This is a genomic window from Pseudomonadota bacterium, assembly GCA_039196715.1.
GTDB lineage: Bacteria > Pseudomonadota > Gammaproteobacteria > CALCKW01 > CALCKW01 > CALCKW01.
In genome coordinates, this window is record JBCCUP010000003.1 from 84,104 (window position 1) to 108,975 (window position 24,872).

The 24,872-nt window shown below is 66.3% G+C and carries 23 protein-coding genes; 20 read left to right on the forward strand and 3 right to left on the reverse strand.

Annotated elements, in window-relative coordinates:
- Nucleotide 1 precedes the first annotated feature (1 nt).
- From AAGA11_02490 to meaB, 7 genes are all read left to right on the forward strand, one after another.
- The gene (locus AAGA11_02490) at nucleotides 2-1,078 is read left to right on the forward strand and encodes a branched-chain amino acid ABC transporter permease (GenBank protein ID MEM9601708.1); all 1,077 of its coding nucleotides are present in this window, start codon (nucleotides 2-4) and stop codon (nucleotides 1,076-1,078) included.
- Nucleotides 1,079-1,145: 67 nt separating this feature from the next.
- On the forward strand, nucleotides 1,146-2,435 hold the full coding sequence (locus tag AAGA11_02495; GenBank protein ID MEM9601709.1) for an ABC transporter substrate-binding protein: 1,290 nt from the start codon (nucleotides 1,146-1,148) through the stop codon (nucleotides 2,433-2,435).
- 75 nt (nucleotides 2,436-2,510) lie between these two features.
- Nucleotides 2,511-3,341 (forward strand): ABC transporter ATP-binding protein, encoded by an 831-nt coding sequence (locus AAGA11_02500; GenBank protein MEM9601710.1) that lies wholly within the window; start codon nucleotides 2,511-2,513, stop codon nucleotides 3,339-3,341.
- The gene (locus AAGA11_02505; protein MEM9601711.1) at nucleotides 3,341-4,564 is read left to right on the forward strand and encodes a phenylacetate--CoA ligase family protein; all 1,224 of its coding nucleotides are present in this window, start codon (nucleotides 3,341-3,343) and stop codon (nucleotides 4,562-4,564) included. The genes AAGA11_02500 and AAGA11_02505 overlap by 1 nt, the downstream gene beginning before the upstream one ends.
- 125 nt (nucleotides 4,565-4,689) lie before the next feature.
- The gene (locus AAGA11_02510) at nucleotides 4,690-6,387 is read left to right on the forward strand and encodes a methylmalonyl-CoA mutase family protein (protein ID MEM9601712.1); all 1,698 of its coding nucleotides are present in this window, start codon (nucleotides 4,690-4,692) and stop codon (nucleotides 6,385-6,387) included.
- Nucleotides 6,384-8,528, forward strand: coding sequence for a methylmalonyl-CoA mutase (gene scpA / locus AAGA11_02515; GenBank protein ID MEM9601713.1), 2,145 nt, complete (start codon nucleotides 6,384-6,386; stop codon nucleotides 8,526-8,528). The genes AAGA11_02510 and scpA overlap by 4 nt, the downstream gene beginning before the upstream one ends.
- Complete coding sequence (gene meaB / locus AAGA11_02520) at nucleotides 8,525-9,511, forward strand: methylmalonyl Co-A mutase-associated GTPase MeaB (GenBank protein ID MEM9601714.1); 987 nt, start codon at nucleotides 8,525-8,527, stop codon at nucleotides 9,509-9,511. Before scpA ends, meaB begins: the two co-directional genes overlap by 4 nt.
- On the opposite strand, the gene AAGA11_02525 is transcribed toward meaB, so the two are convergent.
- Nucleotides 9,497-9,937: a GNAT family acetyltransferase gene (locus tag AAGA11_02525; protein ID MEM9601715.1), complete on the reverse strand. Its 441-nt coding sequence runs from the start codon at nucleotides 9,935-9,937 to the stop codon at nucleotides 9,497-9,499. The two genes, meaB and AAGA11_02525, sit on opposite strands and share 15 nt — an antisense overlap.
- 159 nt (nucleotides 9,938-10,096) lie before the next feature.
- On the opposite strand from AAGA11_02525, the gene ttcA reads away from it, so the two are divergent.
- From ttcA to AAGA11_02560, 7 genes are all read left to right on the forward strand, one after another.
- Entirely contained in the window at nucleotides 10,097-10,951 is an 855-nt protein-coding gene (gene ttcA, locus AAGA11_02530; protein ID MEM9601716.1) for a tRNA 2-thiocytidine(32) synthetase TtcA, read from the forward strand.
- A gap of 46 nt (nucleotides 10,952-10,997) precedes the next feature.
- Nucleotides 10,998-12,578: a hypothetical protein gene (locus AAGA11_02535; GenBank protein ID MEM9601717.1), complete on the forward strand. Its 1,581-nt coding sequence runs from the start codon at nucleotides 10,998-11,000 to the stop codon at nucleotides 12,576-12,578.
- A gap of 86 nt (nucleotides 12,579-12,664) precedes the next feature.
- Nucleotides 12,665-13,390, forward strand: coding sequence for a carboxy-S-adenosyl-L-methionine synthase CmoA (cmoA, locus tag AAGA11_02540; protein MEM9601718.1), 726 nt, complete (start codon nucleotides 12,665-12,667; stop codon nucleotides 13,388-13,390).
- On the forward strand, nucleotides 13,387-14,361 hold the full coding sequence (gene cmoB, locus AAGA11_02545; GenBank protein MEM9601719.1) for a tRNA 5-methoxyuridine(34)/uridine 5-oxyacetic acid(34) synthase CmoB: 975 nt from the start codon (nucleotides 13,387-13,389) through the stop codon (nucleotides 14,359-14,361). Before cmoA ends, cmoB begins: the two co-directional genes overlap by 4 nt.
- A gap of 60 nt (nucleotides 14,362-14,421) precedes the next feature.
- Nucleotides 14,422-15,351: a hypothetical protein gene (locus AAGA11_02550; protein ID MEM9601720.1), complete on the forward strand. Its 930-nt coding sequence runs from the start codon at nucleotides 14,422-14,424 to the stop codon at nucleotides 15,349-15,351.
- A 34-nt stretch (nucleotides 15,352-15,385) separates the two neighbouring features.
- Nucleotides 15,386-16,033, forward strand: a complete 648-nt coding sequence (gene mnmD / locus AAGA11_02555; GenBank protein ID MEM9601721.1) for a tRNA (5-methylaminomethyl-2-thiouridine)(34)-methyltransferase MnmD — start codon at nucleotides 15,386-15,388, stop codon at nucleotides 16,031-16,033.
- 275 nt (nucleotides 16,034-16,308) lie between these two features.
- Nucleotides 16,309-16,920 carry a histidine phosphatase family protein gene (locus tag AAGA11_02560; protein MEM9601722.1) on the forward strand — a complete coding sequence of 204 codons (612 nt, stop codon included), beginning with the start codon at nucleotides 16,309-16,311 and terminating at the stop codon, nucleotides 16,918-16,920.
- A gap of 2 nt (nucleotides 16,921-16,922) precedes the next feature.
- On the opposite strand, the gene AAGA11_02565 is transcribed toward AAGA11_02560, so the two are convergent.
- The gene (locus AAGA11_02565; protein MEM9601723.1) at nucleotides 16,923-17,546 is read right to left on the reverse strand and encodes a hypothetical protein; all 624 of its coding nucleotides are present in this window, start codon (nucleotides 17,544-17,546) and stop codon (nucleotides 16,923-16,925) included.
- A gap of 181 nt (nucleotides 17,547-17,727) precedes the next feature.
- Between AAGA11_02565 and AAGA11_02570 the strand changes: the two genes are divergently transcribed.
- The 5 genes from AAGA11_02570 (at nucleotide 17,728) to AAGA11_02590 (ending at nucleotide 23,112) form a co-directional block, all read left to right on the forward strand.
- Nucleotides 17,728-19,074 (forward strand): UDP-glucose/GDP-mannose dehydrogenase family protein, encoded by a 1,347-nt coding sequence (locus tag AAGA11_02570; GenBank protein MEM9601724.1) that lies wholly within the window; start codon nucleotides 17,728-17,730, stop codon nucleotides 19,072-19,074.
- Between the two features lie 94 nt (nucleotides 19,075-19,168).
- Nucleotides 19,169-20,497 (forward strand): MATE family efflux transporter, encoded by a 1,329-nt coding sequence (locus AAGA11_02575; protein ID MEM9601725.1) that lies wholly within the window; start codon nucleotides 19,169-19,171, stop codon nucleotides 20,495-20,497.
- The gene (gene murB, locus AAGA11_02580) at nucleotides 20,487-21,503 is read left to right on the forward strand and encodes a UDP-N-acetylmuramate dehydrogenase (GenBank protein MEM9601726.1); all 1,017 of its coding nucleotides are present in this window, start codon (nucleotides 20,487-20,489) and stop codon (nucleotides 21,501-21,503) included. The genes AAGA11_02575 and murB overlap by 11 nt, the downstream gene beginning before the upstream one ends.
- A 29-nt stretch (nucleotides 21,504-21,532) precedes the next feature.
- Nucleotides 21,533-22,483, forward strand: a complete 951-nt coding sequence (locus tag AAGA11_02585; protein MEM9601727.1) for a TPM domain-containing protein — start codon at nucleotides 21,533-21,535, stop codon at nucleotides 22,481-22,483.
- Nucleotides 22,477-23,112 carry a TPM domain-containing protein gene (locus tag AAGA11_02590; protein MEM9601728.1) on the forward strand — a complete coding sequence of 212 codons (636 nt, stop codon included), beginning with the start codon at nucleotides 22,477-22,479 and terminating at the stop codon, nucleotides 23,110-23,112. Before AAGA11_02585 ends, AAGA11_02590 begins: the two co-directional genes overlap by 7 nt.
- A gap of 56 nt (nucleotides 23,113-23,168) precedes the next feature.
- Here AAGA11_02590 and AAGA11_02595 read toward each other — a convergent pair whose 3' ends face one another.
- Nucleotides 23,169-23,642: a MarR family winged helix-turn-helix transcriptional regulator gene (locus AAGA11_02595; protein MEM9601729.1), complete on the reverse strand. Its 474-nt coding sequence runs from the start codon at nucleotides 23,640-23,642 to the stop codon at nucleotides 23,169-23,171.
- Nucleotides 23,643-24,008: 366 nt separating this feature from the next.
- On the opposite strand from AAGA11_02595, the gene AAGA11_02600 reads away from it, so the two are divergent.
- Nucleotides 24,009-24,869, forward strand: coding sequence for a MoxR family ATPase (locus tag AAGA11_02600; protein MEM9601730.1), 861 nt, complete (start codon nucleotides 24,009-24,011; stop codon nucleotides 24,867-24,869).
- The last annotated feature ends 3 nt before the right edge of the window (nucleotides 24,870-24,872 follow it).

Consider the following 24,872-nt stretch of genomic DNA (forward strand, 5'->3'; position numbering starts at 1 on the left):
CATGTTCTATCGCGAAGCAGGCGACTTCAAAACGAGCTACGGCGCCGACAACCAGACCTTTCCAATCAGCCAGGACCGCTACGCCTACTGGGCGCTGATGGCCGTCGCGGTCGCGGTTGTACCCTTCCTGATCAACGACTACTGGGCCAGCGCCGTGCTGGTGCCGTTCCTGATCTACGCCATCGCCTCGATCGGGCTCAACCTCCTGACCGGCTACTGCGGCCAGGTGTCGCTCGGCACCGGCGGCTTCATGGCGGTGGGCGCGTTCGCGAGCTACAAGCTCATGACGGCCTTCCCGGGCATGAGCATCGTGCTGATCATCCTGATCTCCGGGTTGATCACGGCCGCGGTCGGCATCCTGTTCGGGTTGCCCTCACTGCGCATCAAGGGGTTCTACCTCGCGGTGGCTACGCTCGCAGCGCAGTTCTTTCTCGTGTGGTTGTTCAACAAGCAAGCCTGGTTCTACAACTACTCGGCCTCCGGCCAGATCAACGCCCCCGAACGCACGGTGTTCGGCGTGGCCGTCACCGGCCCGGCCGCGGAGGCCTGGGCGAAGTACCTCTTCTGCCTGTTCTTCGTGGTGCTGCTCGCCTGGATGGCGCGCAACCTCACGCGCGGCCGCAGCGGGCGGTCGTGGATGGCCATCCGCGACATGGACATCGCCGCCGAGATCATCGGCGTCAACCCGCTGAAGACCAAACTCTCGGCCTTCGCGATTTCCTCGTTCTACGTCGGCGTCGCCGGTGCGCTGTTCTTCACCGTGTACCTCGGCGCGGTGGAGGTCGGCGAGGCCTTCAGCATCACGCAAAGTTTTCTGGTGCTGTTCATGATCATCATCGGCGGCCTGGGATCAATCCTCGGCAGCTTCCTCGGCGCCGCCTTCCTGGTGCTGATGCCGGTGTTGCTCAAGAACGTGATGGTCGGCGGCTTCGGCTGGGCGACCGACATCGCAGCCCATTTCGAGTTCATGATTGTCGGCGGGTTGATCGTCGCCTTTCTGATCCTGGAGCCCCACGGTCTCGCGCAGCTCTGGCGCCTGACCAAGGACAAGCTTCGACTCTGGCCATTCCCGCACTGACGGGCTGGCCGGAACCCCCGTGCGACCCTCGGTTCGGCACGCTTTTCACCCTGATGAGGATGACACAATGAAAATGACCCGACTTGCAACAGTCGCCCTGCTGGGCACACTGGCTGCTGGACAGGCGGCTGCCGACTTGGTGTTCCCGTCGCTCAGCTACCGCACCGGCCCCTACGCGGCCAACGGCATTCCCTACGCCGACGGCTACGCCGACTACTTCACGCTGGTCAACGAGCGCGACGGCGGTGTCGGCGGCGAGATGATCCGTATGGTCGAATGCGAGACCGGCTACAACACCCAGAAGGGCGTTGAGTGCTACGAGTCGACCAAGGGCGAAGGCGCGCTGGTGTACCAGCCGCTCTCGACCGGCATCACCTACCAGTTGATCCCGAAGGTCAGCGCCGACGGCATCCCGCTGCACTCGATGGGCTACGGCCGCACCTCGGCCGCCAACGGCTCGATCTTCGAGTGGGTGTTCAACTACCCGGTCAACTACTGGAACGGTGCGTCCATCGGCGTCAACCACCTGCTCGAGCTGAACAGCAGCGACATCGCGGGCAAGAAAGTCGCGTTGGTCTACCACAACTCGGCCTACGGCAAGGAGCCGATCCGCACGCTCGAGGAGCTGTCGAAGAAGCACGGCTTCGACCTGACCCTGATCCCCGTCGATCACCCGGGCCAGGAGCAGAAATCCCAGTGGCTGCAGATTCGCCGTGAACGCCCCGACTACGTCTTCATGTGGGGCTGGGGCGTGATGAACCAGGTCGCGATTCAGGAAGCCGTCAACATCCGTTTCCCGATGGAAAACTTCATCGGCATCTGGTGGTCCGGTTCGGAGAACGACGTGATCCCCGCCGGCGGTGGCGCAAACGGCTACAAGGCCCTGACCTTCCACAACCCGGGCTCGGGCGCGCCGATCTTCGCCGACATCCAGGAGTACGTGGTTGACACGGGCAAGGCGGCCGGCACCGGCGACCAGATCGGCACCGTGTTGTACAACCGTGGTCTCTACGCAGCCATGCTCGCGGTCGAAGCTGCGCGCACTGCGCAGGAGATCCACGGTGTCTCCGATATCACGCCGGCGATGATGCGCGATGGCATGGAAGCCCTGGTCATGGACGAAGCCAAGATGGCCTCGCTCGGCCTGCCGGGCTTCGGACCGGAGTTCTCCGTGTCCTGTGAGAACCACGGCGGCCCGGGCCTCGGCGCGGTGCAGCAGTGGGATGCCTCTGCCGAGAAGTGGAACATGATCACCGATTTCGGTCCGTCCGACATGGACGTGATCGGTGCGCTGATCGACGAAGACTCGGCCGCTTACGCAGCCGAGAGCGGCATCACACCGCGCGCGTGCAGCTGACAGCCTGAACGCTGACAGCGGGCCGGCGCGCCGTGTGCGCGCCGGCCACCCCCCACTCTGAACAAGGTTGCTGACATGCAGGCGGCTGAAACCGAGCCCACAGCGGAGACGCTGCTCTCGGTCAACAACATCGAAGTCATTTACAACCACGTCATCCTGGTCCTCAAAGGCGTGAGCCTGAGCGTGCCCAAAGGCGGTATCACTGCCCTGCTCGGCGGCAACGGCGCCGGCAAGACCACCACGCTGAAGTCGATTTCGACGCTGTTGCAATCGGAGCGCGGCGAGGTCACCAAAGGCACGATCGAGTACCGTGGCACGTCTGTGGCGGGTCTCAACCCCGCTGACCTGGTGCGCCGGGGCGTGATCCAGGTGATGGAGGGCCGTCACTGCTTCGAGCACCTCACGGTCGAGGAAAACCTGCTGACCGGTGCGTATACGCGGCGCGACGGCAAGGGCTCGATCGCCGAGGACCTCGAGATGGTGTACACCTACTTCCCACGCCTGAAGGAGCGTCGGAAATCGCAAGCCGGGTACACATCGGGTGGCGAACAGCAGATGTGTGCGATCGGACGCGCCCTGATGTCACGCCCCGAGACCGTGCTGCTCGACGAACCCTCGATGGGGCTCGCACCGCAGCTTGTTGAAGAGATCTTCAACATCGTCAAGGATCTCAACGAAAAGGAAGGCGTGTCCTTCCTGCTCGCCGAACAGAACACCAACGTCGCGTTGCGCTTTGCGCACTACGGTTACATCCTGGAATCGGGTCGCGTCGTGATGGACGGCCCCGCCGCGCAGTTGCGCGAAAACCCGGACGTCAAGGAGTTCTACCTCGGCATGGCCGAGGGCGGACGCAAATCCTTCCGCGATGTCCGCAGCTACCGTCGCCGCAAGCGCTGGCTGAGCTGATGAGCTATTTCGACGACCTCGAGACACGCAGTGTCGACGAGCGTGAGCGCGCGCTGAAACTGGATTTGCCCAACCAGGTCGCACGGGCGCAGGCCACCACCGGCGGTATGGCCCAGCTGGCCGGGGTCGACGCCGACCTGATTTCGACTCGCGACGAACTGGCCACCCTGCCGGTGCTGCGCAAGTCCGTGCTGGTCGCCGCCCAGGAGCTCGACCCACCCTTCGGCGGTTTCAGCTCACTGCCCGTGTCGCACTACACCAACGTGTACCAGAGCCCCGGGCCGATCTACGAACCCGGCATGGACAGCCCGGACTGGTGGCGCCTGGGCCGGTTCCTGCACGCGAGCGGCATCGGCCGCGGCGATGTCGTGCAGAACTGCTTTTCCTACCATTTGACACCGGCTGGCATGATGTTCGAGTCGGCCGCGCGTGCCGTGTCCGCTGCGGTGCTGCCGGCCGGCGTCGGCCAGACCGAATTGCAAGTCCAGGCCGCCGCACGCATCGGCATCACCGCCTACGCCGGCACACCGGACTACCTCAAGGTCATTCTCGAGGCCGCTGACGCGTCCGGGCACGACCTCAGTCGCATCGGCAAGGCCACGGTCGGCGGCGGTGCGTTGTTTCCGAGCTTGCGCGACTACTACACCGACCGGGGCATCACCTGCCGCCAGTGCTACGCCACGGCAGACCTCGGCAACATTGCCTACGAATCCGACGCGCTCGACGGCATGATCATCGACGAGGGTGTGATTGTTGAAATTGTCAGGCCCGGCACCGGTGACCCGGTCCCCGACGGCGAGGTCGGCGAAGTCATCGTCACCACGCTGAACGCCGACTACCCCCTTGTGCGCTTCGCCACCGGCGACCTCTCCGCCTTCATGCCGGGTATCAGCCCGTGCGGGCGCACCAACCGTCGCATCAAGGGCTGGATGGGCCGAGCCGACCAGACGACGAAGATCAAGGGCATGTTCGTGCGACCGGAACAGGTCGCCAGTCTGATCAAGGCCTGTCCCGACGTCTCGAAGGTGCGCGTCACGGTGACCCGGGAAAACGAGCAAGACGCCATGAGCGTGCAGTTCGAAGGTCCCGACCAGGACCTCGGCACCCTGCAGAACGCGGTTAAGGCGCATCTCAAGTTGCTCGCTGAGGTGTCACTGTGCGCGCCGGGCAGCTTGCCGAACGACGGCAAGGTCATCGACGATCAACGGCACTACGATTCCTGAGCGGCCGGTCCGAACCGCCGGAGCGCGGACCGCCGCACCGCGGTCAGCGCGGCGACGCGTGACGGTGAATCGGGCCGCGTACCGCAACAGGTCGTACACTGGGCGCACCAGCACGAGGTAGACGAATGAGCGGTGACACGATCGCAGTGGACAGGGCGCGTTGGGAGGCCGAGGTGGCTCGCGTGGCGCGGGGCACGCCCATCGACGCCCTGCTGAATCGCCGGTTTCCGGGGGCCGTCTCGGTACCCTGTCTGCACACACCAACCGCGCGACCGAACGACATGCCCGGCGCCGGAGACCGGCGACGCGGGTTCAGCGCGACCACGGCACCGTGGTTGATCGGTCAGTTCTGGCCGTCCGACCCGCGCGTTGCCGCTGACGCGGTTGCCGCCGAAGCCACGCAAGGCGTTCAGGCCTGGCAACTGCCCGCGGACGGCTTCGACGCAGACTGCATCGCGGCGTGCGTCCGCGCAGTCGGCAGCAGCGCCGCCATCGACCTCGGTGGATCAGCGGCGCAGGCGCACGCGGCAATCGACGCTGCGCCCGACACCTGCATCAATGCAAACATCGACTGTTTTGCGCGCGCACTCGACACCGGCGTCCTGGCCGACGCCGCCGACGTTGAGGCGCTGCTCGGCGAGCTCGTCGGTCGGTACCGCACACCGCTCGGACACCGCCTGGTGTCTTGTGACGGTGCGCGTTACCACGCGTCGGGCGCGTCGGACACAACAGAGCTCGCCGTGATGTTCGCGACCTTCGTGGCCTGGCTGCGGCATTTCGACGCACTGGGCCACAGCGTGCCCGACGCGGCCGCCCTGACGGTGCTCCGACCGGCCGTCACCGTGTCCGTGGTGCCCACCCTGGCGAAACTGCGCGCCTTGCGGGCCGGCCTGAGTGCGATATGCCACCACTGCGGCGCGGCGGACGCGGTGGAGCGCCTGCGAATTCACGCGCTGCCCGCCAGCCGCGAGCTGTCGCGCACCGGCCCGTGGGTGAACAGCCTGCGCTCGTCGGCGATGGTGTTGGGCGCGGCGCTCGGTGGCGCGGACACCGTCTTCTCGGCCACCCACGACGGCACCGACACGGCCGCCGCGCGACGGCTGTCGCGCAACACCCAGTTGGTGCTGCAGCACGAGAGCCGACTCGCGGACGTGCAGGACCCCGCCGGCGGCAGCGGGCAGATCGAAGCCCACACCGACGCGCTGTTGGCACAGGCGTGGCAGCAGTTTCAGGACATCGAAACCGCCGGTGGGATGGCTGCCGTGCTGCGCACGGGCGAACTCGCCGCGACCCTGCAGCGCGAAGCCGGGGCGCTGCTGAACGACGTCCGGCACCGGCGCCGCGCGATCACCGGCGTCAGTCTGCACCCCGATCCGGAGGGACCGGCACAGGCACCCGAGGACGCCGACAGCGACGGTCTGCGCTGTCCAACGCTGCGGGCCTCGGACCCCTTCGACCGGCTCAGAGCCCGAGCGCAGGACGCACCGGTGCACGCCACCGTTGTCACGCTGAGCGACGCGCCACTCGCACAGGCGCGCGCCACCTTCTGTCTCAACCTGCTCGGCGCGGGCGGTATCGACACCACCACCAGCGCACAGCCGAGCGCCGTGCTGGTGTGCGGCACCGACGACGACTACGCGCAGCTCGACAGCGCCGCCCTGGCCAGGTTGACACCGGCCACGGAGACGCCGGTCTACGTGGCCGGTGGCAGCACCGACGCCCGCGCCCACCTTGCAACACTCGCCGTCACCGGCCACATCAGCGCGGGCGACGACGTCATCGCCTTCCTCGACGCGCTGCACACCGGAGACGCCCGCGCGTGATCCCGAATTTCAGCCAGTTGCCCCTCACCACCGCGCCAGCGCCGTCGGCCACCGCACCGCGCTCCACGGCCTTCCAGAGTCCCGAGGGGATCGACATCGCGTCGCGGTACGACACCGCCGACAGCGCGTCGCTCGGTGCCGCGCAGACGTTTCCCGGGCTGGCGCCTTACCTGCGTGGCCCCTACCCGACGATGTACGCCCAGCGTCCGTGGACGGTTCGGCAGTACGCCGGCTTTTCGACCGCAGCGGAGAGCAATGCGTTCTACCGCCGCAACCTCGCCGCCGGACAGAAAGGCCTGTCGGTCGCCTTTGATCTCGCGACACACCGCGGCTACGACTCCGACCACCCGCGCGTTGTCGGCGACGTGGGCATGGCCGGTGTTGCCATCGACTCGATCCTCGACATGCGCGCCCTGTTCGACGGCATCCCGCTCGACAGGATGAGCGTGTCGATGACGATGAACGGCGCGGTGCTGCCGGTTCTCGCGCTGTTCATCGTCGCGGGCGAGGAACAGGGGGTACCGCACGCGGCGCTCAGTGGCACGATCCAGAACGACATCCTCAAGGAGTTCATGGTTCGCAACACCTACATCTACCCGCCCGGACCGTCGATGCGGATCATCGCGGACATCTTTGCCTACACCTCCGAAGAGATGCCGAAGTTCAACAGCATCTCGATATCCGGCTATCACATGCAAGAGGCCGGCGCGACGGCCGACCTCGAACTCGCCTACACCCTCGCCGACGGCATCGAATACCTCCGGACCGGCATCGCAGCGGGCCTCGACGTGGATGCGTTCGCGCCACGCTTGTCGTTTTTCTGGGCCATCGGCATGAACTACTTCATGGAGATTGCCAAGATGCGCGCCGCGCGCCTCCTGTGGCACGAATTGCTCCAGCCGTTCGCGCCCAAGAACCCGAAATCGGCCATGTTACGCACCCACTGCCAGACCTCCGGGTGGAGCCTGACCGCACAGGACGTCAACAACAACATTGTGCGCACTGCGGTGGAGGCGATGGCAGCGACGCACGGGGGCACGCAATCGCTGCACACCAACTCGCTCGACGAGGCCCTGGCACTGCCCACCGATTTCTCGGCCCGCATCGCCCGCGACACCCAGTTGTTTCTGCAGCAGGAGGCTGGCCTGGGCGACAGTATCGACCCCTGGGGCGGCAGCCACTACGTCGAGAAGCTCACGGCCGACCTCGCGGACAAGGCGCGACAGCACATCGCCGAAGTCGAGGCCGAGGGCGGCATGGCGCGCGCGATCGAACGCGGCATACCGAAGATGCGCATCGAGGCCGCGGCGGCACGCACGCAGGCACGCATCGACGGCGGCGACCAGACTGTGGTCGGGGTCAACCGCTACCGCGTTCAGGACGACGATGTGCCAGAGGTGCGCGTGGTCGACAATGCCAAGGTGCGTGCAGAGCAGCTGGCCAAACTCGACACGCTGCGACGCGAGCGCGATGACGACCGCGTGCACCGGGTGCTGAGAGCACTCACGGACGGCGCTCAGGCGAGTGGCAACCTGCTCGCGTTGAGCGTGGACGCCGCGCGCGCGGGCGCAACCGTTGGCGAGATGTCGACCGCCATGGAGAACGCCTTCGGCCGCCACGTTGCCGAGATTCGCAGCGTTCAGGGCGTCTACAAAAAGACGCTGGGGGAGGACAGCGACATGCTCGAAAACAGTGCTGCACGCATCCGCGCGTTCGCCGACGCCGAAGGGCGTCAACCGCGCATCCTGATCGCAAAGATGGGCCAGGACGGTCACGACCGCGGGCAGAAAGTGATTGCAAGCGCCTTCGCCGACCTCGGTTTCGATGTCGACATCGGCCCGCTCTTTCAGACACCGGACGAGGCGGCGCGGCAGGCGGTCGAGAACGACGTCCACGCCGTCGGTGCAAGTTCACTGGCCGCCGGCCACCTCACGTTGGTGCCAGCCTTGCGCAAAGCGCTCGATGCCGAGGGCCGGCCGGATATCCTGATCGTGGTCGGCGGGGTGGTGCCGCCCCAGGATGTCCCGGCGCTGCTGGAGGCCGGGGCGAGCGCGGTGTACCCGCCCGGTACCGTGATCGCCGACGCCGCGTCGGATCTCGTCGACGCCATCGCCAGGGCACGCGGCCACTCGCAGCCGTGAGCGCCGCTGCCACACTCGACACGCAGGCCTTCGTCGACGGCGTGTTGGCTGGCAACCGCGGGGTGTTGGCACGCGCGATCACCCTCATCGAATCGCGCAACCCACATCACCGCGACCAGGCCGCCGAGGTGCTCGAGCAGGTTCTTCCGCACACCGGTGGCGCCCGACGAGTGGGACTGTCGGGTGTGCCGGGGGTCGGCAAGAGCAGCCTGATCGAATCCCTCGGCACCGCGCTCTGCGACGCCGGAGAGCGTGTGTCGGTGCTCGCGGTCGACCCGTCCAGCCAACGCACGGGCGGTAGCATCCTCGGTGACAAGACCCGGATGCCCCGGCTCACGGTGCACCCGAACGCATTCATCCGGCCGTCGCCGGCCGGCGAGCAACTCGGCGGCGTCGCGGCCGCCACCGCCGACACGATCAGCCTGGTCGAGGCTGCCGGTTTCTCGACCGTGATCGTCGAAACAGTTGGCGTGGGCCAGTCCGAGACGCTGGTCAGTGCCATGACCGACTGCTTTCTCGTGCTGATGCTGCCCGGCGCCGGCGACGAGCTGCAGGGTATCAAGAAAGGCATTGTCGAGCTCGCCGACATTGTCGCCGTGAACAAGGCCGACGGCGACACCGCCATTGCCGCGGCACACGCGGCGCGTGACTACGAGGCGGCGTTGCGGACATTACAGCAACGCGACGCGCACTGGCCCGTGCCAGTCATCACCTGTTCGGCCACCCAGGCCGGCGGGGCCGACCCGGTCCACGCCCAACTCGACGCCTACTTTCAGGCCGCCCACGGCGCCGGCGCGATCGAGGCGCGGCGCGCCCGACAACGCGTGACCTGGTTGTGGCAGCAGCTCGATGCGGCCATGCGGGCGCGCGCCCGAGCACGTGGCACAACGGCGATCGACGACATCGAGCGCGCCGTGGCCTCGGGCGCACTCAGCACGCGCACGGGCGCCGCGCGCCTGCTCACGGCGCTATTCGGTGACTGAGTCGCCCGCGTCATCGATCAGGCGTTTGCCCATGCTGATGGCAGCATCGGTCTGAAAACCCAGGCGTCGGTAAAACTCGATCGCCCGCGTGTTGCTCTCTCGGATTTGCAGGTTGAGCTTCGGGCAGCCGACGTCGGTCAGCACGCGCTCGGCGTGCGCCACCAGCGCGCGGCCAATGCCGCCTCCCTGGTGTGTCGGGTCCACCGCAAGGTAATTGATCCAGCCACGGTGGCCGTCGTAGCCAATCATCGCGCTGCCAACCAGCCCGCCCTCGGCGCTGAGGGCAACGACAAACCAGTCCGCCTGGACCGCAGCCTTGCGGGCAATGTCGCGCACCGGATCGTTCCAGGGGCGGGTCAAGCCGCAGCGTTGCCACAGGGCAATCACATGAGCCTGATCGCGGTCTTCGAAGGGTCGGATGTGCATGGGCCGTCGCCTGTCTGCGGTGTGCCTCCAGTGTACTGATCCGCGGCCGGTGGTGCCGTGGCACGGCAGCGCAGTGGCGCTTGCGCACCCGATTTCAGAGGACAACCTTTTATACTCAGTGCCTCGCACCCCGGTTTTACCCCCCACCGAGCACACACGATGTCCGCTGACACCCTGTCGAGCACCAATTTCAAACGCCTGCAACGGCGCCTGGAACGCGACACCGGTCGCGCGATCAGCGATTTCAACATGATCGAAAACGGCGACCGCGTGTTGGTGTGCCTCAGCGGTGGCAAGGACAGCTACACGATGCTCGACCTGCTCGAGCGCCTGCGCAAGCGCGCACCGGTCGATTTCGAGCTGATCGCCATGAACCTCGATCAGCGCCAGCCGGGCTTCCCGGTCGACGTGCTGCCGACGTGGCTGACCGGCGAAGGCTACACCTTCCACATCGAGACCGAGGACACCTACAGCATCGTCACCGAGAAGATCGAGCCCGGCAAGACCACCTGCTCGCTCTGCTCCCGCCTGCGCCGGGGCATCATCTACCGCGTGGCCGACGAACTCGGCGCCAACAAGATCGCACTCGGGCACCACCGCGAAGACCTGCTGGAGACCTTCTTCCTGAACCTCTTCCACGGCGGCCGGTTAAAAGCGATGCCGCCCAAGTTGCTCTCGGACAACAAACGGCACACCGTGATCCGGCCGCTCGCCTACATGGCCGAGGCCGACATCGCCCGCTACGCCCGCGCGCGCGCGTTTCCGATCATCCCGTGCAACCTGTGTGGCAGCCAGGACAACCTCCAGCGCGTGGCCATCAAGGCGATGCTGCAGCGTTGGGAGCAGGCCAGCCCCGGGCGCCTGGCCACCATGTTCACGGCCCTGCAAACGGTCGTGCCCTCGCACCTGGCCGACACCGACCTGTTCGACTTTCACACGCTCGCCTCGGCGGCCACGCTGAACGAGCTGGACACGGTGCTGGACACGGAATCCGTTGTGGCGCTGAGGCGCTGAGCGGGCGAGCCGCGCCGGCGTCCCCGCCAGGAGAGCCCCACTGACCATGCAGCCCATCGAACCGCCAACACAGACCTTGTGGGTCGTGCATCACCGCCACACGATGCCACACTGGGTGGCTGCCGTACTCGTCCGTGTGCATGCCCTGCCCGGGCTGTCACTGCGGCAACTGTCGGTGGCCGAGCTGCCGCCCACGCGACACCACAACACCTGGAATCAGCTGATCAACGCGCTGGACAACCTGCTCTTCCCGGCCGCCGACTCGGCCAGCCGCGCGGTAGCCACCAGCACCTTGCCCGACGACCTGTTTGCGCAACGCGCCCACGTCGAGCAACTCGGTCACGTCACGTCAACGCACGCCGGAGACGATTGGGTGTTGAACGCGACGAGCCTGCCCGACGCGGACGTCGCGGCGGCACTCGGCGCCCCGGTGCTCTCCGTCGCCTGCGGTGAAAGCGGCGGGCCACCGGGCCTGCACGAGAGCCTTGAACAGGCCAGCCACACGGCACTGCACGTGGTGCGTACCCCCCCGGGAGACATCCCCGCCGAGGTGCTGGCAAGCGCAACCGAGTGCACCGATCCGGCCTCGATCGGCCGGACCCGAAATGCCGCGCTCTGGGCCGGCGCGGAGTTGCTCCGCCACACGGTAGAGGCCTGGGTTGATGGCAAGGCGGGCACGGTTTCGCAACCGTGGAACGCGCCACGCCGGCGGGCACCGAGCGCGGTCGACGCACTGCTTCGCATGCCCCTTCACATTCACCGCGGGGTCACGCGCAAATGGCGGCGGCGCGGTGCCCTGCGACAGTGGATACTGCTGGCACGCGAGGGAGCTCACACCGAGACGGGCACGGCATCCGAGATCGACTTCGGCCGGTGGCAACGGATTCTGCCACCACGCGACGTGTTCTGGGCCGACCCGTTCCCGGTGGAGCGCGACGGCACACGCTACGTGTTCATCGAGGAAGCCACCTTCACGCCGCGCCGAGGTCACTTGAGTGTACTCACACTGTCGGCCGATGGCCAAGCCGAGGCCTGTGCCACGATTCTGAAGACGCCATACCACCTGTCGTACCCCAACGTGTTCCGTCACGGTGGGGAGTGGTACATGATGCCCGAGAGCGGCGAGGACAAGACCCTGCAGATCTACCGCTGCACGGCCTGGCCCGACCAGTGGGCGTGGCAACAGAACGTGCTCGAGGGCATCGCGGTGTACGACGGCACCCTGCTCGAACACGGCGGCCGCTGGTGGTTGTTTGCCACGGTTCAACATTTCGAGGCCGCCAGCCCGAACGTCTTCCTGCACCTGTGGTACGCCGACAGCCCCTTCGGCCCGTGGCAACCGCACGCCGCCAATCCGATCGTGAGCGACGTGCGCAGCGCAAGACCGGCGGGGCAGTTCTTCGAGCACGAGGGCGTGCTCTACCGGCCTTCACAGGATTGCAGCACCCACTACGGGCACGGCCTGCGGATCAACCGGGTCGACCAGCTCGACCTTGACGGGTACCGGGAAACGGCTGTCACGGCACACGCGCCCTGGGCGCCCGACATCGACGGCGTACACACCGTCAACCGCGCCGGTGCGTTCGCCGTGGCGGACGCGATTCACTGGCGGGGTCAGGCAGACTGACTCGGACTGGCCGGGCCCGTCGGCTGTGCATGTCGGGTGACCGGCCGACGACGTACAATGGGGCCCCGCCTCAAGTGCCGCCAACCATGCCGGACCGCGACCGCTACTACGCGCAGCCGATAGGCGCCGTGCCCGACTTCAGCTTCAACGCTGACGTGGTGCGGGTGTTCGACGACATGATCGGGCGTTCGGTGCCCGGCTACGACACCATCGTCGCGCTGACCGGCCAGCTCGCGGCGCGGTTTGCCGACGGGGGCGATCGTGTCTACGAACTCGGCTGTTCGACCGGGGCGAGCCTGTTTGCCATGCGGCAACACCTCGACCCTGCGGCGCGGCTGATCGGTGTGGATGCCTCCGAACCCATGATCACGCAGTGCCGGGCAAACCTCGCACAGCAGGCGGACGGCTGCGAAGTCGAGCTCGTCACCGGTGACATCACGGCGCTGGCGTTCGAGCAGACCGCCTTTGTGGTGCTGAACTTCACGTTGCAGTTCGTGCCACCCGCACAACGCGACACCCTGCTCGCCCGAATCGCACGCGCAACGCGCCCTGGCGGCGCACTCGTTTTGTCGGAGAAGATCGTGTTCGAGGACCCGGATCAACAGGCGCTGCACGACGCGATGCACCTCGAATTCAAACGGTGCAACGGCTACAGCCAGTTGGAGATCAGCCAGAAGCGCTCGGCACTCGAGCGCGTGATGGTGCCCGAACCCCTCGCCACCCACCGCGCCCGCCTGCTCGCCGCCGGCTACCGGAGTTGCGAAGTCTGGTTTCAGTGCTTCAACTTCATGTCGCTGGTCGCGATCCGGTGATCGACTGGGCGGCTCTGATCCAGGATACCAGGGACAACCCTGCGTTGCTGGCCTGGCTCGCTCAGCTGCGTGCCTCGGGGACCACGACGCTCGACGCGACGCGCTACGGCGACCTGCCACGCTGGTTGTCGGTACTCGATGCGCTCCCCGACATCGGTGATCGCACGGTCGATCTCGACCGGGATGCGCCCCGTGTCACCTGTGATCAGGGCACCGTGGACACGGCGTTGTTACGAGCGCAATTGCAGGCCCTGCACCCGTGGCGAAAAGGCCCATTCCAGATCGAGGGCGTCCTGATCGATTCGGAGTGGCGCTCGGACGCGAAGTGGCGGCGCATTGCACCACACCTCGGTCCGCTGAGCGGCCGCACCGTGCTGGACGTGGGATCGGGCAACGGCTACTTCGGACTGCGGGCGGTGGGCGCCGGCGCGGCGCTGGTACTGTGCCTGGACCCGTCCGCGCTGTTCAACGTCCAGTTCGCCGCACTGAAACGGCTGTTTGGCGCCCTGCCCGTTCACATGCTGCCGGTGCCCGACACCGCACTCGCCGACCTGACCCGCGGCGCTGACACCGTGTTGTCTATGGGTGTGCTCTACCACCGCAAGTCGCCTTTCGAGCACCTGGCGTTGTTGTTCAATGCGCTGAAACCCGGCGGACACCTGTTGCTCGAGACGCTGGTGACCGACGGTGATCAGCACCATGTGTTGGTGCCTTCCGATCGCTACGCACGCATGCGCAACGTGTGGTGCCTGCCGAGCACCGCGGCCTTGACGCACTGGTTGAACCGAATCGGCTTCGACGCCGTGGCGTGCGTGGACTGCACGGCGACAACCGAGGACGAGCAACGCACAACCGACTGGATGCGCTTCGAGTCGCACGCGCACGCGCTCGATCCTGACGACCCGACACGCACCATCGAGGGACTGCCCGCACCGCGGCGCGCGAGTTTCCTGGCCCGGCGCCCACGCTGAGCATGGCTGCGCGCTTCGGTGATACACTCTGCCGCGTTCCGGCCCCTCCGACAGCGACGCATGACGCAGACAGCCCCGTCAAACGGTGACATCCGCGAGACCGACGGCACGCGGCGTATCCACATCGACGGCTATTGGATTCGATACTACGAACCGCCAGAGGAGAGTCCTGCCAACCACCGTGCGCTGATCATCAGCCTGACACGCCGCGCCTTTCACCACACCGAGGCCGGTATCAACACGCCCGGCCACAACCTCGAGGCCGCGCGCGAGGCACACCACCGGGAAACCGACCCCGACCGCAAACGGGTCAACGCCGCGATGCTGGCTGGTGCCCTGTTCAACCGCGCCACGGACATCTTCACCAGTGTGGTCGACCTCGACCGGCGCGGTGTCAAGCTGGCGCGGGAAGACGGCTTGATGCGCGAGTGCAGCGCGTGTTTCGTCGAGGCCATGGAACTCGGCAAGCAAGTCCGGCACTACAGCGGCGAGGAGGGCATCGACGAATTGTGGGGTGAACCCTGCAAGGCCTTCACGATGACCATCGCCGATTTCTACACCCAGCGGTACCTCAAGATCGCGCAGACCATGCGCAGCATCGAAAACCTCGCGAGTTCGATGCACGACGCCTTTGTCGTCGAAGCGGACTGCCGTGAGTTGGACGGTCTGCTCAGCCGCTTTTGCGAAGCCGCATGCGCACACACCGAGACCAGCAAGGGTGACCTCGAATTCTTCACCATTTGGCCGCGCTTCGTCGCCGCAAGCGAACACATCGAGCACTTCGAGCCCGTCCACGGCGAGGCCAACTGGCAAGGCGTCAAGCCGCACTACCACTTCTGCCTGAAGCTGCTGCGAGACGGTCGCAACCTGATCAGCTACATGGCCGGGGCGCGCGTGCCCATGCCGGTGAGTTCGCGCAACTACCTCGCCACCCTGCGTCGATTCATCCGCGACAGCGCACCCTACCTGCGCGACGCCCGCCCTGACTGACACCCCGCTCACCACCGAGGACGGCAGCCGCACCCTGTCCCGCCCCGGGGCCGAGACCTTCCACTCGATCCACGGTGCCGTGACCGAGTCCCGCCACGTGTTTCTGGCGGCACCGTCGCTCGCAAAGCGGCTGCACGCGCGCTCGGTCGTGCGCGTGCTGGAGATCGGCTTCGGGTCGGGCCTGAATTTTCTGCTTGCCGCCGACCTCGCGCTGCGCGCAGGTGCGCAGCTGCACTACACGGCGCTTGAGATCGCGCTGCCGAGCGGCGAGCAGTTTCTCGCGCTCGAACACGCGCAATGGCTCGACCACCCCACGCTCGCCGAACGTGTGGCTGGCAGTCTGCTGGCCGACCGGCGGCAGGGACCCCACACACGCCACCTGCACCACGGTGGCGTGCAGCTCGACCTCTACCTGCAGGACGCCACGGCGGCCGATCTGGGACGACACTGGCACGATGTGGTGTTTCACGACGGGTTCAGCCCGGCGACGTGCCCTTCGCTGTGGACGGATGTGTTCCTCAGCCGTTGCGTCCAGAGCCTGCGGGCCGGCGGTTGCCTGGTCACCTACTGCGCGCGCGGTGCCGTGCGCCGCAGCCTGCTGGCCACCGGGGCGCAGGTGGACCGCCTGCCGGGCCCGCCCGGAAAGCGCGAGATGCTGCGCGCCCGTGTTCCCTTGCCCTGACTCGGCGACAGTGCCGCCGCGCTGACCTGACGGTCTGCCATCGAGCGTGTTGGGGCACGGCGCTTTCAAGCTTCGCGACTTCCCTGCCGATGTGACTCTGACGCCAGTGCGTGAGGTGGGTCTTCGGGTCTCACCGGTCGGGTATCAGGGGACGATGCGCGATTTCATCCGGGCAGAGGGATTTGCCGTATGGCATTGACTCGACAGCGGCGGGTCAATAGAAATACAGATCGCCTTCGAAGGCGGCGCGGCAGGCCCCCGGCCTGAGAGAGACCATGGTTGCACAAGCAAGACGCCTGTACCTGCTTCGGCACGGACCGACGGACTGGAACGCGGAACACCGAATCCAGGGCCACACCGACATCGAACTCAGCGATCTGGGTCGCGCCACGGTCAGCCGACGCGCCCTGAGCGCGCGTCCCCGTGCCGCACGCTGGTTCACCAGCCCCCTGAAACGCGCCCGTGAAACCGCTGCACTGATGCACCTGCACGCGGAGGTCGAATCGTCGCTGATCGAGATTGCTTTCGGCGACTGGGAAGGGATCAGCAAGCACGATCTCCGTATCGACAAGGCGCTGGTCGGTCGTGGCTGGGACCGCCGTCCGCCGGGGGGCGAGAGCCGCCGAGAAGCCCTGCACCGTGTGTTGGCCTGGCTGGCCGCCGTTCCGGGCGACAGCGACGTTGGTGCCGTCGTTCACGGCGGTCTGATCAAGGCGATGTACGCCCACGCGACGGGGTGGGACCTGCGCGGTGACCCCCCACACACACTGCACTGGGAGGCCGTGCACGGCTTCGACATGGACCGCTACGGGCGCATCGTCGGCGACAGCTACTCGAGCGAACTCATCGGCGACAGCGCCGCGTGGGATTTTCCTTTCGCCGCCTAGCGTCAGGCCGCGAGAAAACGCGACAGGTTGGCGCGCGCACCCCGTTCGCAGGCATCACGAAAATAGGTGGTGTGGTAAATCCATTCGCGCTCAAGCAGTTTTGCCAGAAACGCTTTCTGGGCGGCCTCGCACTCGGCTTGACGGGCGTTCGGAAACTCCGCGGAGACCTGCAGACTCTGGTGGTCGAACACGCTGGCATCCGCGCCGAGACCGGCGATGTCGATGTCGGCGAGCACCGCACCGTCCGCGCTCCCCGGGGCAACCAGGTGTCGGGTGTCCAGCACCAGCTCCGCGACGCGGTCGACCGCGCAGGGGGCCAGGTGGTCAGTCGCGAGCCGTCGCCACAGGTCGGCACTGGCCTGCTCGTTGCCGGTTGCGCCGGGTACGCACACCACGTCGTGAAACCAGACCGCCATTCGCACGGTAGCGAGGTCCCCCACGTGGCTGGCGACATCGTCGAGCTGGGCGAGCAGGTTCAGTATGTGGTTACGGTCGTGAAAACGGCGCCAGGGTTCGGTGTAACCGGTTTCCAGGGCGTCATAGAGGTGGCGCACACACCCGCTGTCCGGATTGCCACCCAGCGCAATCCAGTCGTTGCGAAAACGATAGAGAGTGAATTCATTCATTTTTGGACGCGCACACGCAACAGACAACATCCCATGGGGCTGGACACCTTACGCAAATGCCGCGCCGATCGACAATTAGGACTGCACTGATGCCACCGATTGGCCGATACGCAAAGGATAGTTCAAAGAACCTCGATACAATCACCAACACCCCTCGCGCGAACCACACTTCGGGAACACTGTGAACATCACGATTTATGGATCTGGCTACGTTGGTCTGGTCACCGGCAGCTGCCTCGCGGACGTTGGCAACAACGTCCTCTGCGTCGACATCGACGAGGCCAAGGTGGCCCGACTCAAGCAAGGCGACATTCCGATTTTCGAGCCCGGTCTCGACAACGTCATCACGCGCAACGTCGAGATGCAACGGCTGGATTTCACCACCGACATGGACCGGGCCGTGGCGCACGCCGAGGTGCAGTTCATCGCCGTCGGCACCCCGCCGGGTGAGGACGGCTCGGCCGACATGCAGTACGTGCTCGCGGTGGCCGAAACCATAGGCAGTCGAATGACTGAGCCCCGAATCATCGTCAACAAGTCGACGGTGCCGGTCGGCACGGCCGACCGCGTCAGCGCACGTGTGCAGGCTGCCTTAGCCGAGCGCGGTGTGGACGTTGGTTTCAGTGTGGTGTCGAACCCCGAGTTCCTGAAAGAAGGCGCGGCGATCGGCGATTTCATGAAGCCCGATCGGATCATCGTCGGCACCGACAATGCGCACGCCACCGGTGTGATGCGCGAGCTGTACGGGCCGTTCGTGCGCAACCACGACCGGCTGATCTTCATGGATGTGCGGTCCGCGGAACTGACCAAGTACGCTGCGAACGCGATGCTGGCGACCAAGATCAGCTTCATGAACGAGCTGTCGAACCTCGCCGACCGGCTCGGTGCAGACATCGAGAAAGTGCGCATCGGCATCGGGTCTGATCCCCGCATCGGCTACAGCTTCATCTACCCCGGCTGCGGCTACGGCGGCTCCTGCTTTCCGAAAGACGTCAAGGCTCTGGTCGCCACGGCGCGGGAAAACGACTACGAGCCGCAGTTGCTGGCCGCAGTGGAGGACGTCAACGAGCGCCAGAAACGCGTGCTGCAAGCCAAGATCGACACCGAGTTCGGCCAGGACCTCAGCGGCAAGACCTTCGCGTTCTGGGGCTTGGCGTTCAAACCGAACACCGACGACATGCGCGAAGCGCCTGCCCGCGTGCTGATGGAATCGCTCTGGGCGCGCGGTGCAACGATCAAGGCCTACGACCCGATCGCCATGAACGAGGCGCGCCACCTCTACCCGGACGACGCGCACCGCCTGCAACTGATGGGCACCGCGCTCGACGCTGTCCAGGGCGCGGATGCGTTGGTGATCAACACCGAGTGGCGGGAGTTCCGCAGCCCGGACTGGCCGCGCATCGTGCAGTCGATGAGCACCAACAACGTGTTCGATGGACGCAACATGTTCGAACCCGGTGTGCTCGCACAACACGGGGTCCGGTACCATTGCATCGGCCGCCCGAACAGCAGTCAATCGGCCGACTGACGCGACCCTGGCCTGAGGGGCGTATCCGTCAACCGGCCGAGCTGACCGCGACGCCTTGACCGGGCGGCACCCGCTGCCCGCACACGAGACACCGATGCCCGGCTTCGCCAAGCACCGAGACATTTGGCGAATCGCCGGGCCGGTGATGCTCGGCAACTTCAGTGTGCCCCTGGTCGGCGTGGTCGACACCGCGGTGGTCGGCCACCTCAGCGACGCCCGCTACCTTGCCACCGTGGCCTTCGGCGCCGCGACGGTGTCGCTGGTGTTCTTTCTGTTCGGCTTCCTGCGCATGGGCACCGGCGGTCTGGTCGCCCAGGCCTCTGGCGCCGGAGATGCGGACGAGCTGGGTCTGGTCAGCTACCGCGCACTCGCCCTCGGGCTGCTGCTTGGCGCGGTGATCGCCCTCGCCTCGCCCGGGATCGTCGCCGCGGCTGCGTGGGTCAGCGGCACGCAAGGCGAGGTCGCGGCGCTGCTGCCGGACTACCTCTACCCGCGACTGCTGTCCGCACCTGCGGCGCTCGCCAATTTCGTCATCCTCGGCGTGCTGATATCACTCGAGCGCGCCGGCCTTGCATTGCTTGTTCAGTTGCTGCTCAACGGCTGCAATGTGGCGCTGGACATCCTGCTGGTGACCGTCCTGCACTGGGATGTCGCTGGCGTCGCCATCGCCAGCGCGGTCAGTGAAATCCTCGCGTGCGCCGCCGGCGTCTGGGTGCTCCGACGTGCCTTGCATCAGCGCAGCGTGCAACGGCCGCCACTGACCGTGCTGCGCCGCGCACCGGGCTGGCCGCGCTTGCTGCTGGTGAACCGCGATATCCTGATTCGCTCGGCCTGCATCGTGGGGTGTTTCTACACCTTGCCTGTGCTGGGTGCGCGTTTCGGCGAAACGACGCTCGCGGCCAACGGCGTGTTGATGAATTTCTTCATACTGGTCAGTTACACCCTCGACGGCTTCGCACACGCGGCCGAAGTGCAGGCCGGTACCGCCTACGGTGCCCGAGACCGCAAACTGTTGCGCGAGCGTGTCCAACTCGGCACCGCCTGGTCGATGGCCACGGCGGTGGTGATCTCGGCGGTGTACGCCGTGTTGGGTCCAACCGCGCTGGCTGCCCTGACCGACCTGCCTGAGGTCTTGCAGACGGCAGAGCGCTACCTGCCCTGGCTTGTGGTATCCCCGGTGCTGGGTGCGCTTGCCTTTCAGATGGACGGCGTGTACTTCGGCACCACCCACACGGCCACCCTGCGCAACGCGATGTTGCTGTCCTGCGCCCTCTACGCCGGGCTGCTGTTTCTCTGTGTCCCCGCGTGGCAGAACCACGGTTTGTGGTTCGCGTTCAGCGCGTTTATGCTGTCGCGCGGGCTGTTTCTGCTGGCCCGTTACGCCTCCATCGAGCAAACGCTGCCCGCCAACCGTGCTGATTGAATCCGCCTACTCACTCGCCGAGCACAACAGCTTCGGCTTCGATATCTGTGCGGCGTTTTTCGCACGCGCAGGCAGCGAAGACGACTTGCGCGAGGCATTGGCGTGGTGTTCGGACAACAGCCAACCTCTCTGCGCACTGGGCGGGGGCAGCAATACCGTCTTTGCCGGCCAACCGCCCGGGTTGACCGTGCACATCGGCATCAAGGGCATCGAACACGAGGCTCACCCGGACGGCAGTGTGGTGCTGCGCGTCGGCGCGGGTGAGGACTGGCACGCGTTGGTGACACACTGCCTTGAACAAGGGTGGCACGGTCTCGAGAACCTGGCGCTGATACCCGGTGCCGTCGGGTCGGCGCCTATCCAGAATATCGGTGCGTACGGTGTCGAGCTCTCCGACCGCTTTGTCCAATTGGAAGCCATTGACCGGGAGGACGGCGGCGCCGTGACGCTCGACGCCGAGGCCTGTGCCTTCGGCTACCGGGACAGCGCCTTCAAACAACACTGGCGGGAGCGCTTCCTGATCAGCCGCGTGTGGTTGAAACTGAACACCACGGCGCAGCCAGTGCTCGACTACCCGGCTATCCGCAAGGCCCTGCAGGACACGGTTTCGCCCACACCTGAAGACGTATTCAACACGGTCGTGGCGGTCCGGCGCGCGCGCATTCCGGACCCGCGCGAGATCGGCAATGCGGGCAGTTTCTTCACCAACCCGCTGGTCCAGGGCGAGACCCGCGCGCGCTTGCTGGCCGACCACCCGGACTTGCCGAACTGGCCCCAGGCGGATGGCCAGTACAAACTGTCGGCCGGCTGGTTGATCGAGCAGTGCGGCTGGAAAGGGTTTCGCGACGGGGCCGTAGGCGTCCACGAGCATCAGGCCCTCGTGCTGCTGAACCTCGGGGGGGCGACCGGCCTCGACGTGCTGGCACTCGCCGAACGCATCGCCGATTCCGTGCGCGTGACATTTGGTATAGATTTGACCATCGAACCGACGGTCGTGCGACCCTAGCACGCTGTCCTGACGACGAGCCGAATGCCGTGTATGCCCACTCGCTCCTGTCCACCACCGTGGTCGCTCGCGCCCTTGCGCGGTGCCTGTCGCTGCTGACGTGTCTGCTGTGGCTTGCGTCCGCACCGGCCAACGCCGCACCCTACCCCGAATACACAAGCCCGGTCGTGGACGCCGCCGACGTGCTGTCTCTCAGCACGCGTACCCGGCTCACCGAGGCCCTGCAGGCACACCGGGACCGCGTCGGAGACGAGGTCGCGGTGGTCACGGTGCCTGGCCTCGACGGGGTGAACATCGGCCAGTACGCGCTCGGGTTGGCGCGGCAATGGCGCCTGGGCCAGTCCGGGCGAGACAACGGCGTCCTGATCGTGATCGCGCCCGAGGAACGGCGCGTGCGCATCGAGGTTGGCTACGGGCTCGAAGACACCCTGCGTGACAGCGACGCCGCCGACATCATTGCCACGTCGATGACGCCGCGATTCCGGGTCGGCGACCTCGACGGCGGCACGCGTGACGGTGTCGACGCGGTGCTGACACGGTTGCAAAACACCGCCGTGCCCCGCGTCGATCGCGGCGGCAGTGGCCACACCATGGCCATCCCGCTGGTGTTCGCGGCCCTGTTTGCAGCCACGCACTTCCTCGACCGCCGTCGCCGCACACACGTCATCGGCACGCTGATCGCCGCCGGCGTCGCGGCCATGGTCATCAATGCCATCAGCGGCCAGTGGCTGTTCGGTGTTGCCGCGGGACTGATCGCGGGCGGTGCGGTCTTCTTGCGCGGCCAGCGCGCAGCCGCAGCCGGATCGGGGGGCGCCACGCCTCCGCCACCGGGGCACCCTGGCGTGCTTGAACCAACACACGTCGACGACAGCGACCCGGAAGCGCGCAGCCCGTTTCACGGCAACCGCAATGCCCGCCCAGGGGACAACGACGGCGGCGGCGGCGGGTTCGGCGGTGGAGGCGCGTCGGGCGGATGGTAGTGCAGGTGGTGGACCTGACGGCAGCGCAACGCGCCGACCTCGAGTCGGCGGTGGCCTCCGTCGAGACGAACACCGAAGCAGAATTGGTGTTGGTCGTCAGCAACCGCTGCGGCAGTCCGTTCCAGGATGCGCTCGCCCTCGCTGCGGTGGCTGCGCTGTGCCTGCCAGCCCTCGTCTGGTGGTGGTTCGACGGCTCGGCAGCCGCGCTGTACTCCACCCAGGTGCTGACGCTGTTCGTGGCGCTGCTCGCGCTGACACAGTGGCCCGGGCTGCTGCGCGCGCTCTGGCCCCCTGCGCTGCAACGTGAGCGCGTGCGCCGGCACGCCGTTGAACAGTTTCACCGCCTCGGCCTGCACCGCACAGCGCACCGCTGTGGGGTGATGGTGTTCGTCAGCCTCGACGAGCGGCGGGTCGAAATTCTCGCCGATGTGGGTCTGGACGGCCGCGTGAGCCCGGCCACCTGGCAGCGGGCGGTGAACGCGCTGGTCGCGCGCGTAAAGCGACAGGAGTTGCACGTGGGCTTGTGCGATGCAGTGGCGCTGTGTGGGACGGCGCTCGCGGACGCCGCACCCGCGGGGCCGAACGACGCCAAGACGCTCGCCAACGCCGTGGTATTGATCGACAACTGAACCCGACCGCAGCCGTGCTGTGCGTCAGCGCAACCGCGCGGGCTCGGGGTGTCGGGTCAGCGGGTGAGCTTGGCCAGCATCCGCAGAAGTTCGGCGCGTTCCTCTTCCGAGAAATCGGCCAGCGCTTTTTCCTGGATGTCCTGCCCGACGACCATCGCCTCGAGCATGGTCTGGTGTCCCGACTCTGTCAGGGTGAGCTGAACACGCCTGCGGTCGACCTCGTCCGGAACGCGCTCGATCAGACCGCGCTGCACCAGCCGCGTGACGACACCCTGCGTCGTCGCCGGGTCCATGTCGATCAGGCGACCGAGTTGGTTTTGCGAGACCCGACCCTGCTCGCGCAACCGAAGCAGTGCGTTGTACTGAGGCGAGGTCAGCTGGCTGACCGTCATCATCTGCTGGAACAGGCTGGTCAGGTGCTGGTGCGATCGCCGCAACAGGAATGCCAATTGATCGTCCAGCGCCAGTGGCGTCAACGCCGGCTGACGGGGCGACCGGACGAGCGTTTCTGGCATGTCATCACTTTGCATGGCAAGTTAAGTCCTTTGTCAAATGTGTACATCGACAGACCAGTCCGCGGTCTTCACACTGGTGCGAGGAGCGGAAACCACTCGGCACCAGGGCTGAATCGACGTCACGCAGCTCCGCACGCGCAGTGCGCTGGGAGAGCGAGGTGGTCACGCAGCCTGACCACATACTTAACGTATGCACCGCTGCATATCAAGACCGCAAACGGGCTGTTCTCGCGCCAAACCCGCAAATTTGTAACTTTTGCTCAACAATTATTTAAAATCGTGCACAAACGGGGCCAGACGGGTGAGAATGACCCGGGCGGCGCCAGCGCACACCGCCTGCCACCGCCATCACCCCTCTCTCAGCCTCGGCCCGTTGCCCCAATGACCCTCGAATCCCGATTCGCCAGCACCGACACCTACATTGCAACCGAGGAGCTCAGCACCTCGGTCAACGCCGCACTCACACTCGGCCGGCCATTGCTGGTCAAAGGGGAGCCCGGCACCGGCAAGACGCAACTGGCCGAGGAAGTGGCCCGCTCGCTCGGTCGACCGTTGCACCGGTGGCACGTGAAGTCCACCACCAAGGCACAACACGGGCTGTACGAGTACGATGCGGTGTCTCGGCTGCGCGATTCGCAACTGGGCGATGAGCGGGTCCACAATATCGCCAACTACATCGTCAAAGGCGTGCTGTGGGACGCCTTCGAACGGCCTGCGCCGAGCGTTGTGCTGATCGACGAGATCGACAAAGCCGACATTGAGTTTCCGAACGACCTGCTGCTGGAACTCGACCGCATGGAATTCTTCGTGCACGAGACTCAACAGCACGTGTCCGCTGTCACGCGTCCGCTGGTGATCATCACGTCCAACAACGAGAAAGAGCTGCCCGACGCGTTCCTGCGGCGCTGTTTCTTTCACTACATCCGCTTTCCAGACGCCGACACGCTGGCAAAAATCGTGGAGGTGCACCACCCGGGCATCAAATCCGACCTGCTGTCCAACGCCCTGAAGCTGTTCTTCGACATCCGCGACACCCCGGGTCTCAAGAAGAAGCCCTCGACGTCGGAGCTCATCGATTGGCTCAAGCTCCTGCTCGCCGAGGATATCCCGGTCGAGAAGCTGCGTGCCGGCAACGACGACGCCAGCCTGATGCCAGCCCTGTACGGCGCGCTCCTGAAGAACGAGCAGGACGTGCACCTGTTCGAGCGGGTGATGTTTCTGAACAAACGCAACGGCCGCTGAGCC

Excerpts from the sequence above, each read along its gene's own strand:
- AAGA11_02490 (MEM9601708.1), top strand. The coding sequence starts at position 2 with ATGTTCTATCGCGAAGCAGGCGACTTCAAAACGAGCTACGGCGCCGAC.
- AAGA11_02495 (MEM9601709.1), top strand. The coding sequence starts at position 1,146 with ATGAAAATGACCCGACTTGCAACAGTCGCCCTGCTGGGCACACTGGCT.
- AAGA11_02500 (MEM9601710.1), top strand. The coding sequence starts at position 2,511 with ATGCAGGCGGCTGAAACCGAGCCCACAGCGGAGACGCTGCTCTCGGTC.
- AAGA11_02505 (MEM9601711.1), top strand. The coding sequence starts at position 3,341 with ATGAGCTATTTCGACGACCTCGAGACACGCAGTGTCGACGAGCGTGAG.
- AAGA11_02510 (MEM9601712.1), top strand. The coding sequence starts at position 4,690 with ATGAGCGGTGACACGATCGCAGTGGACAGGGCGCGTTGGGAGGCCGAG.
- AAGA11_02525 (MEM9601715.1), bottom strand. The coding sequence starts at position 9,937 with ATGCACATCCGACCCTTCGAAGACCGCGATCAGGCTCATGTGATTGCC.
- ttcA (MEM9601716.1), top strand. The coding sequence starts at position 10,097 with ATGTCCGCTGACACCCTGTCGAGCACCAATTTCAAACGCCTGCAACGG.
- AAGA11_02535 (MEM9601717.1), top strand. The coding sequence starts at position 10,998 with ATGCAGCCCATCGAACCGCCAACACAGACCTTGTGGGTCGTGCATCAC.
- cmoA (MEM9601718.1), top strand. The coding sequence starts at position 12,665 with ATGCCGGACCGCGACCGCTACTACGCGCAGCCGATAGGCGCCGTGCCC.
- AAGA11_02550 (MEM9601720.1), top strand. The coding sequence starts at position 14,422 with ATGACGCAGACAGCCCCGTCAAACGGTGACATCCGCGAGACCGACGGC.
- AAGA11_02560 (MEM9601722.1), top strand. The coding sequence starts at position 16,309 with ATGGTTGCACAAGCAAGACGCCTGTACCTGCTTCGGCACGGACCGACG.
- AAGA11_02565 (MEM9601723.1), bottom strand. The coding sequence starts at position 17,546 with ATGAATGAATTCACTCTCTATCGTTTTCGCAACGACTGGATTGCGCTG.
- AAGA11_02575 (MEM9601725.1), top strand. The coding sequence starts at position 19,169 with ATGCCCGGCTTCGCCAAGCACCGAGACATTTGGCGAATCGCCGGGCCG.
- AAGA11_02590 (MEM9601728.1), top strand. The coding sequence starts at position 22,477 with ATGGTAGTGCAGGTGGTGGACCTGACGGCAGCGCAACGCGCCGACCTC.
- AAGA11_02595 (MEM9601729.1), bottom strand. The coding sequence starts at position 23,642 with ATGCAAAGTGATGACATGCCAGAAACGCTCGTCCGGTCGCCCCGTCAG.
- AAGA11_02600 (MEM9601730.1), top strand. The coding sequence starts at position 24,009 with ATGACCCTCGAATCCCGATTCGCCAGCACCGACACCTACATTGCAACC.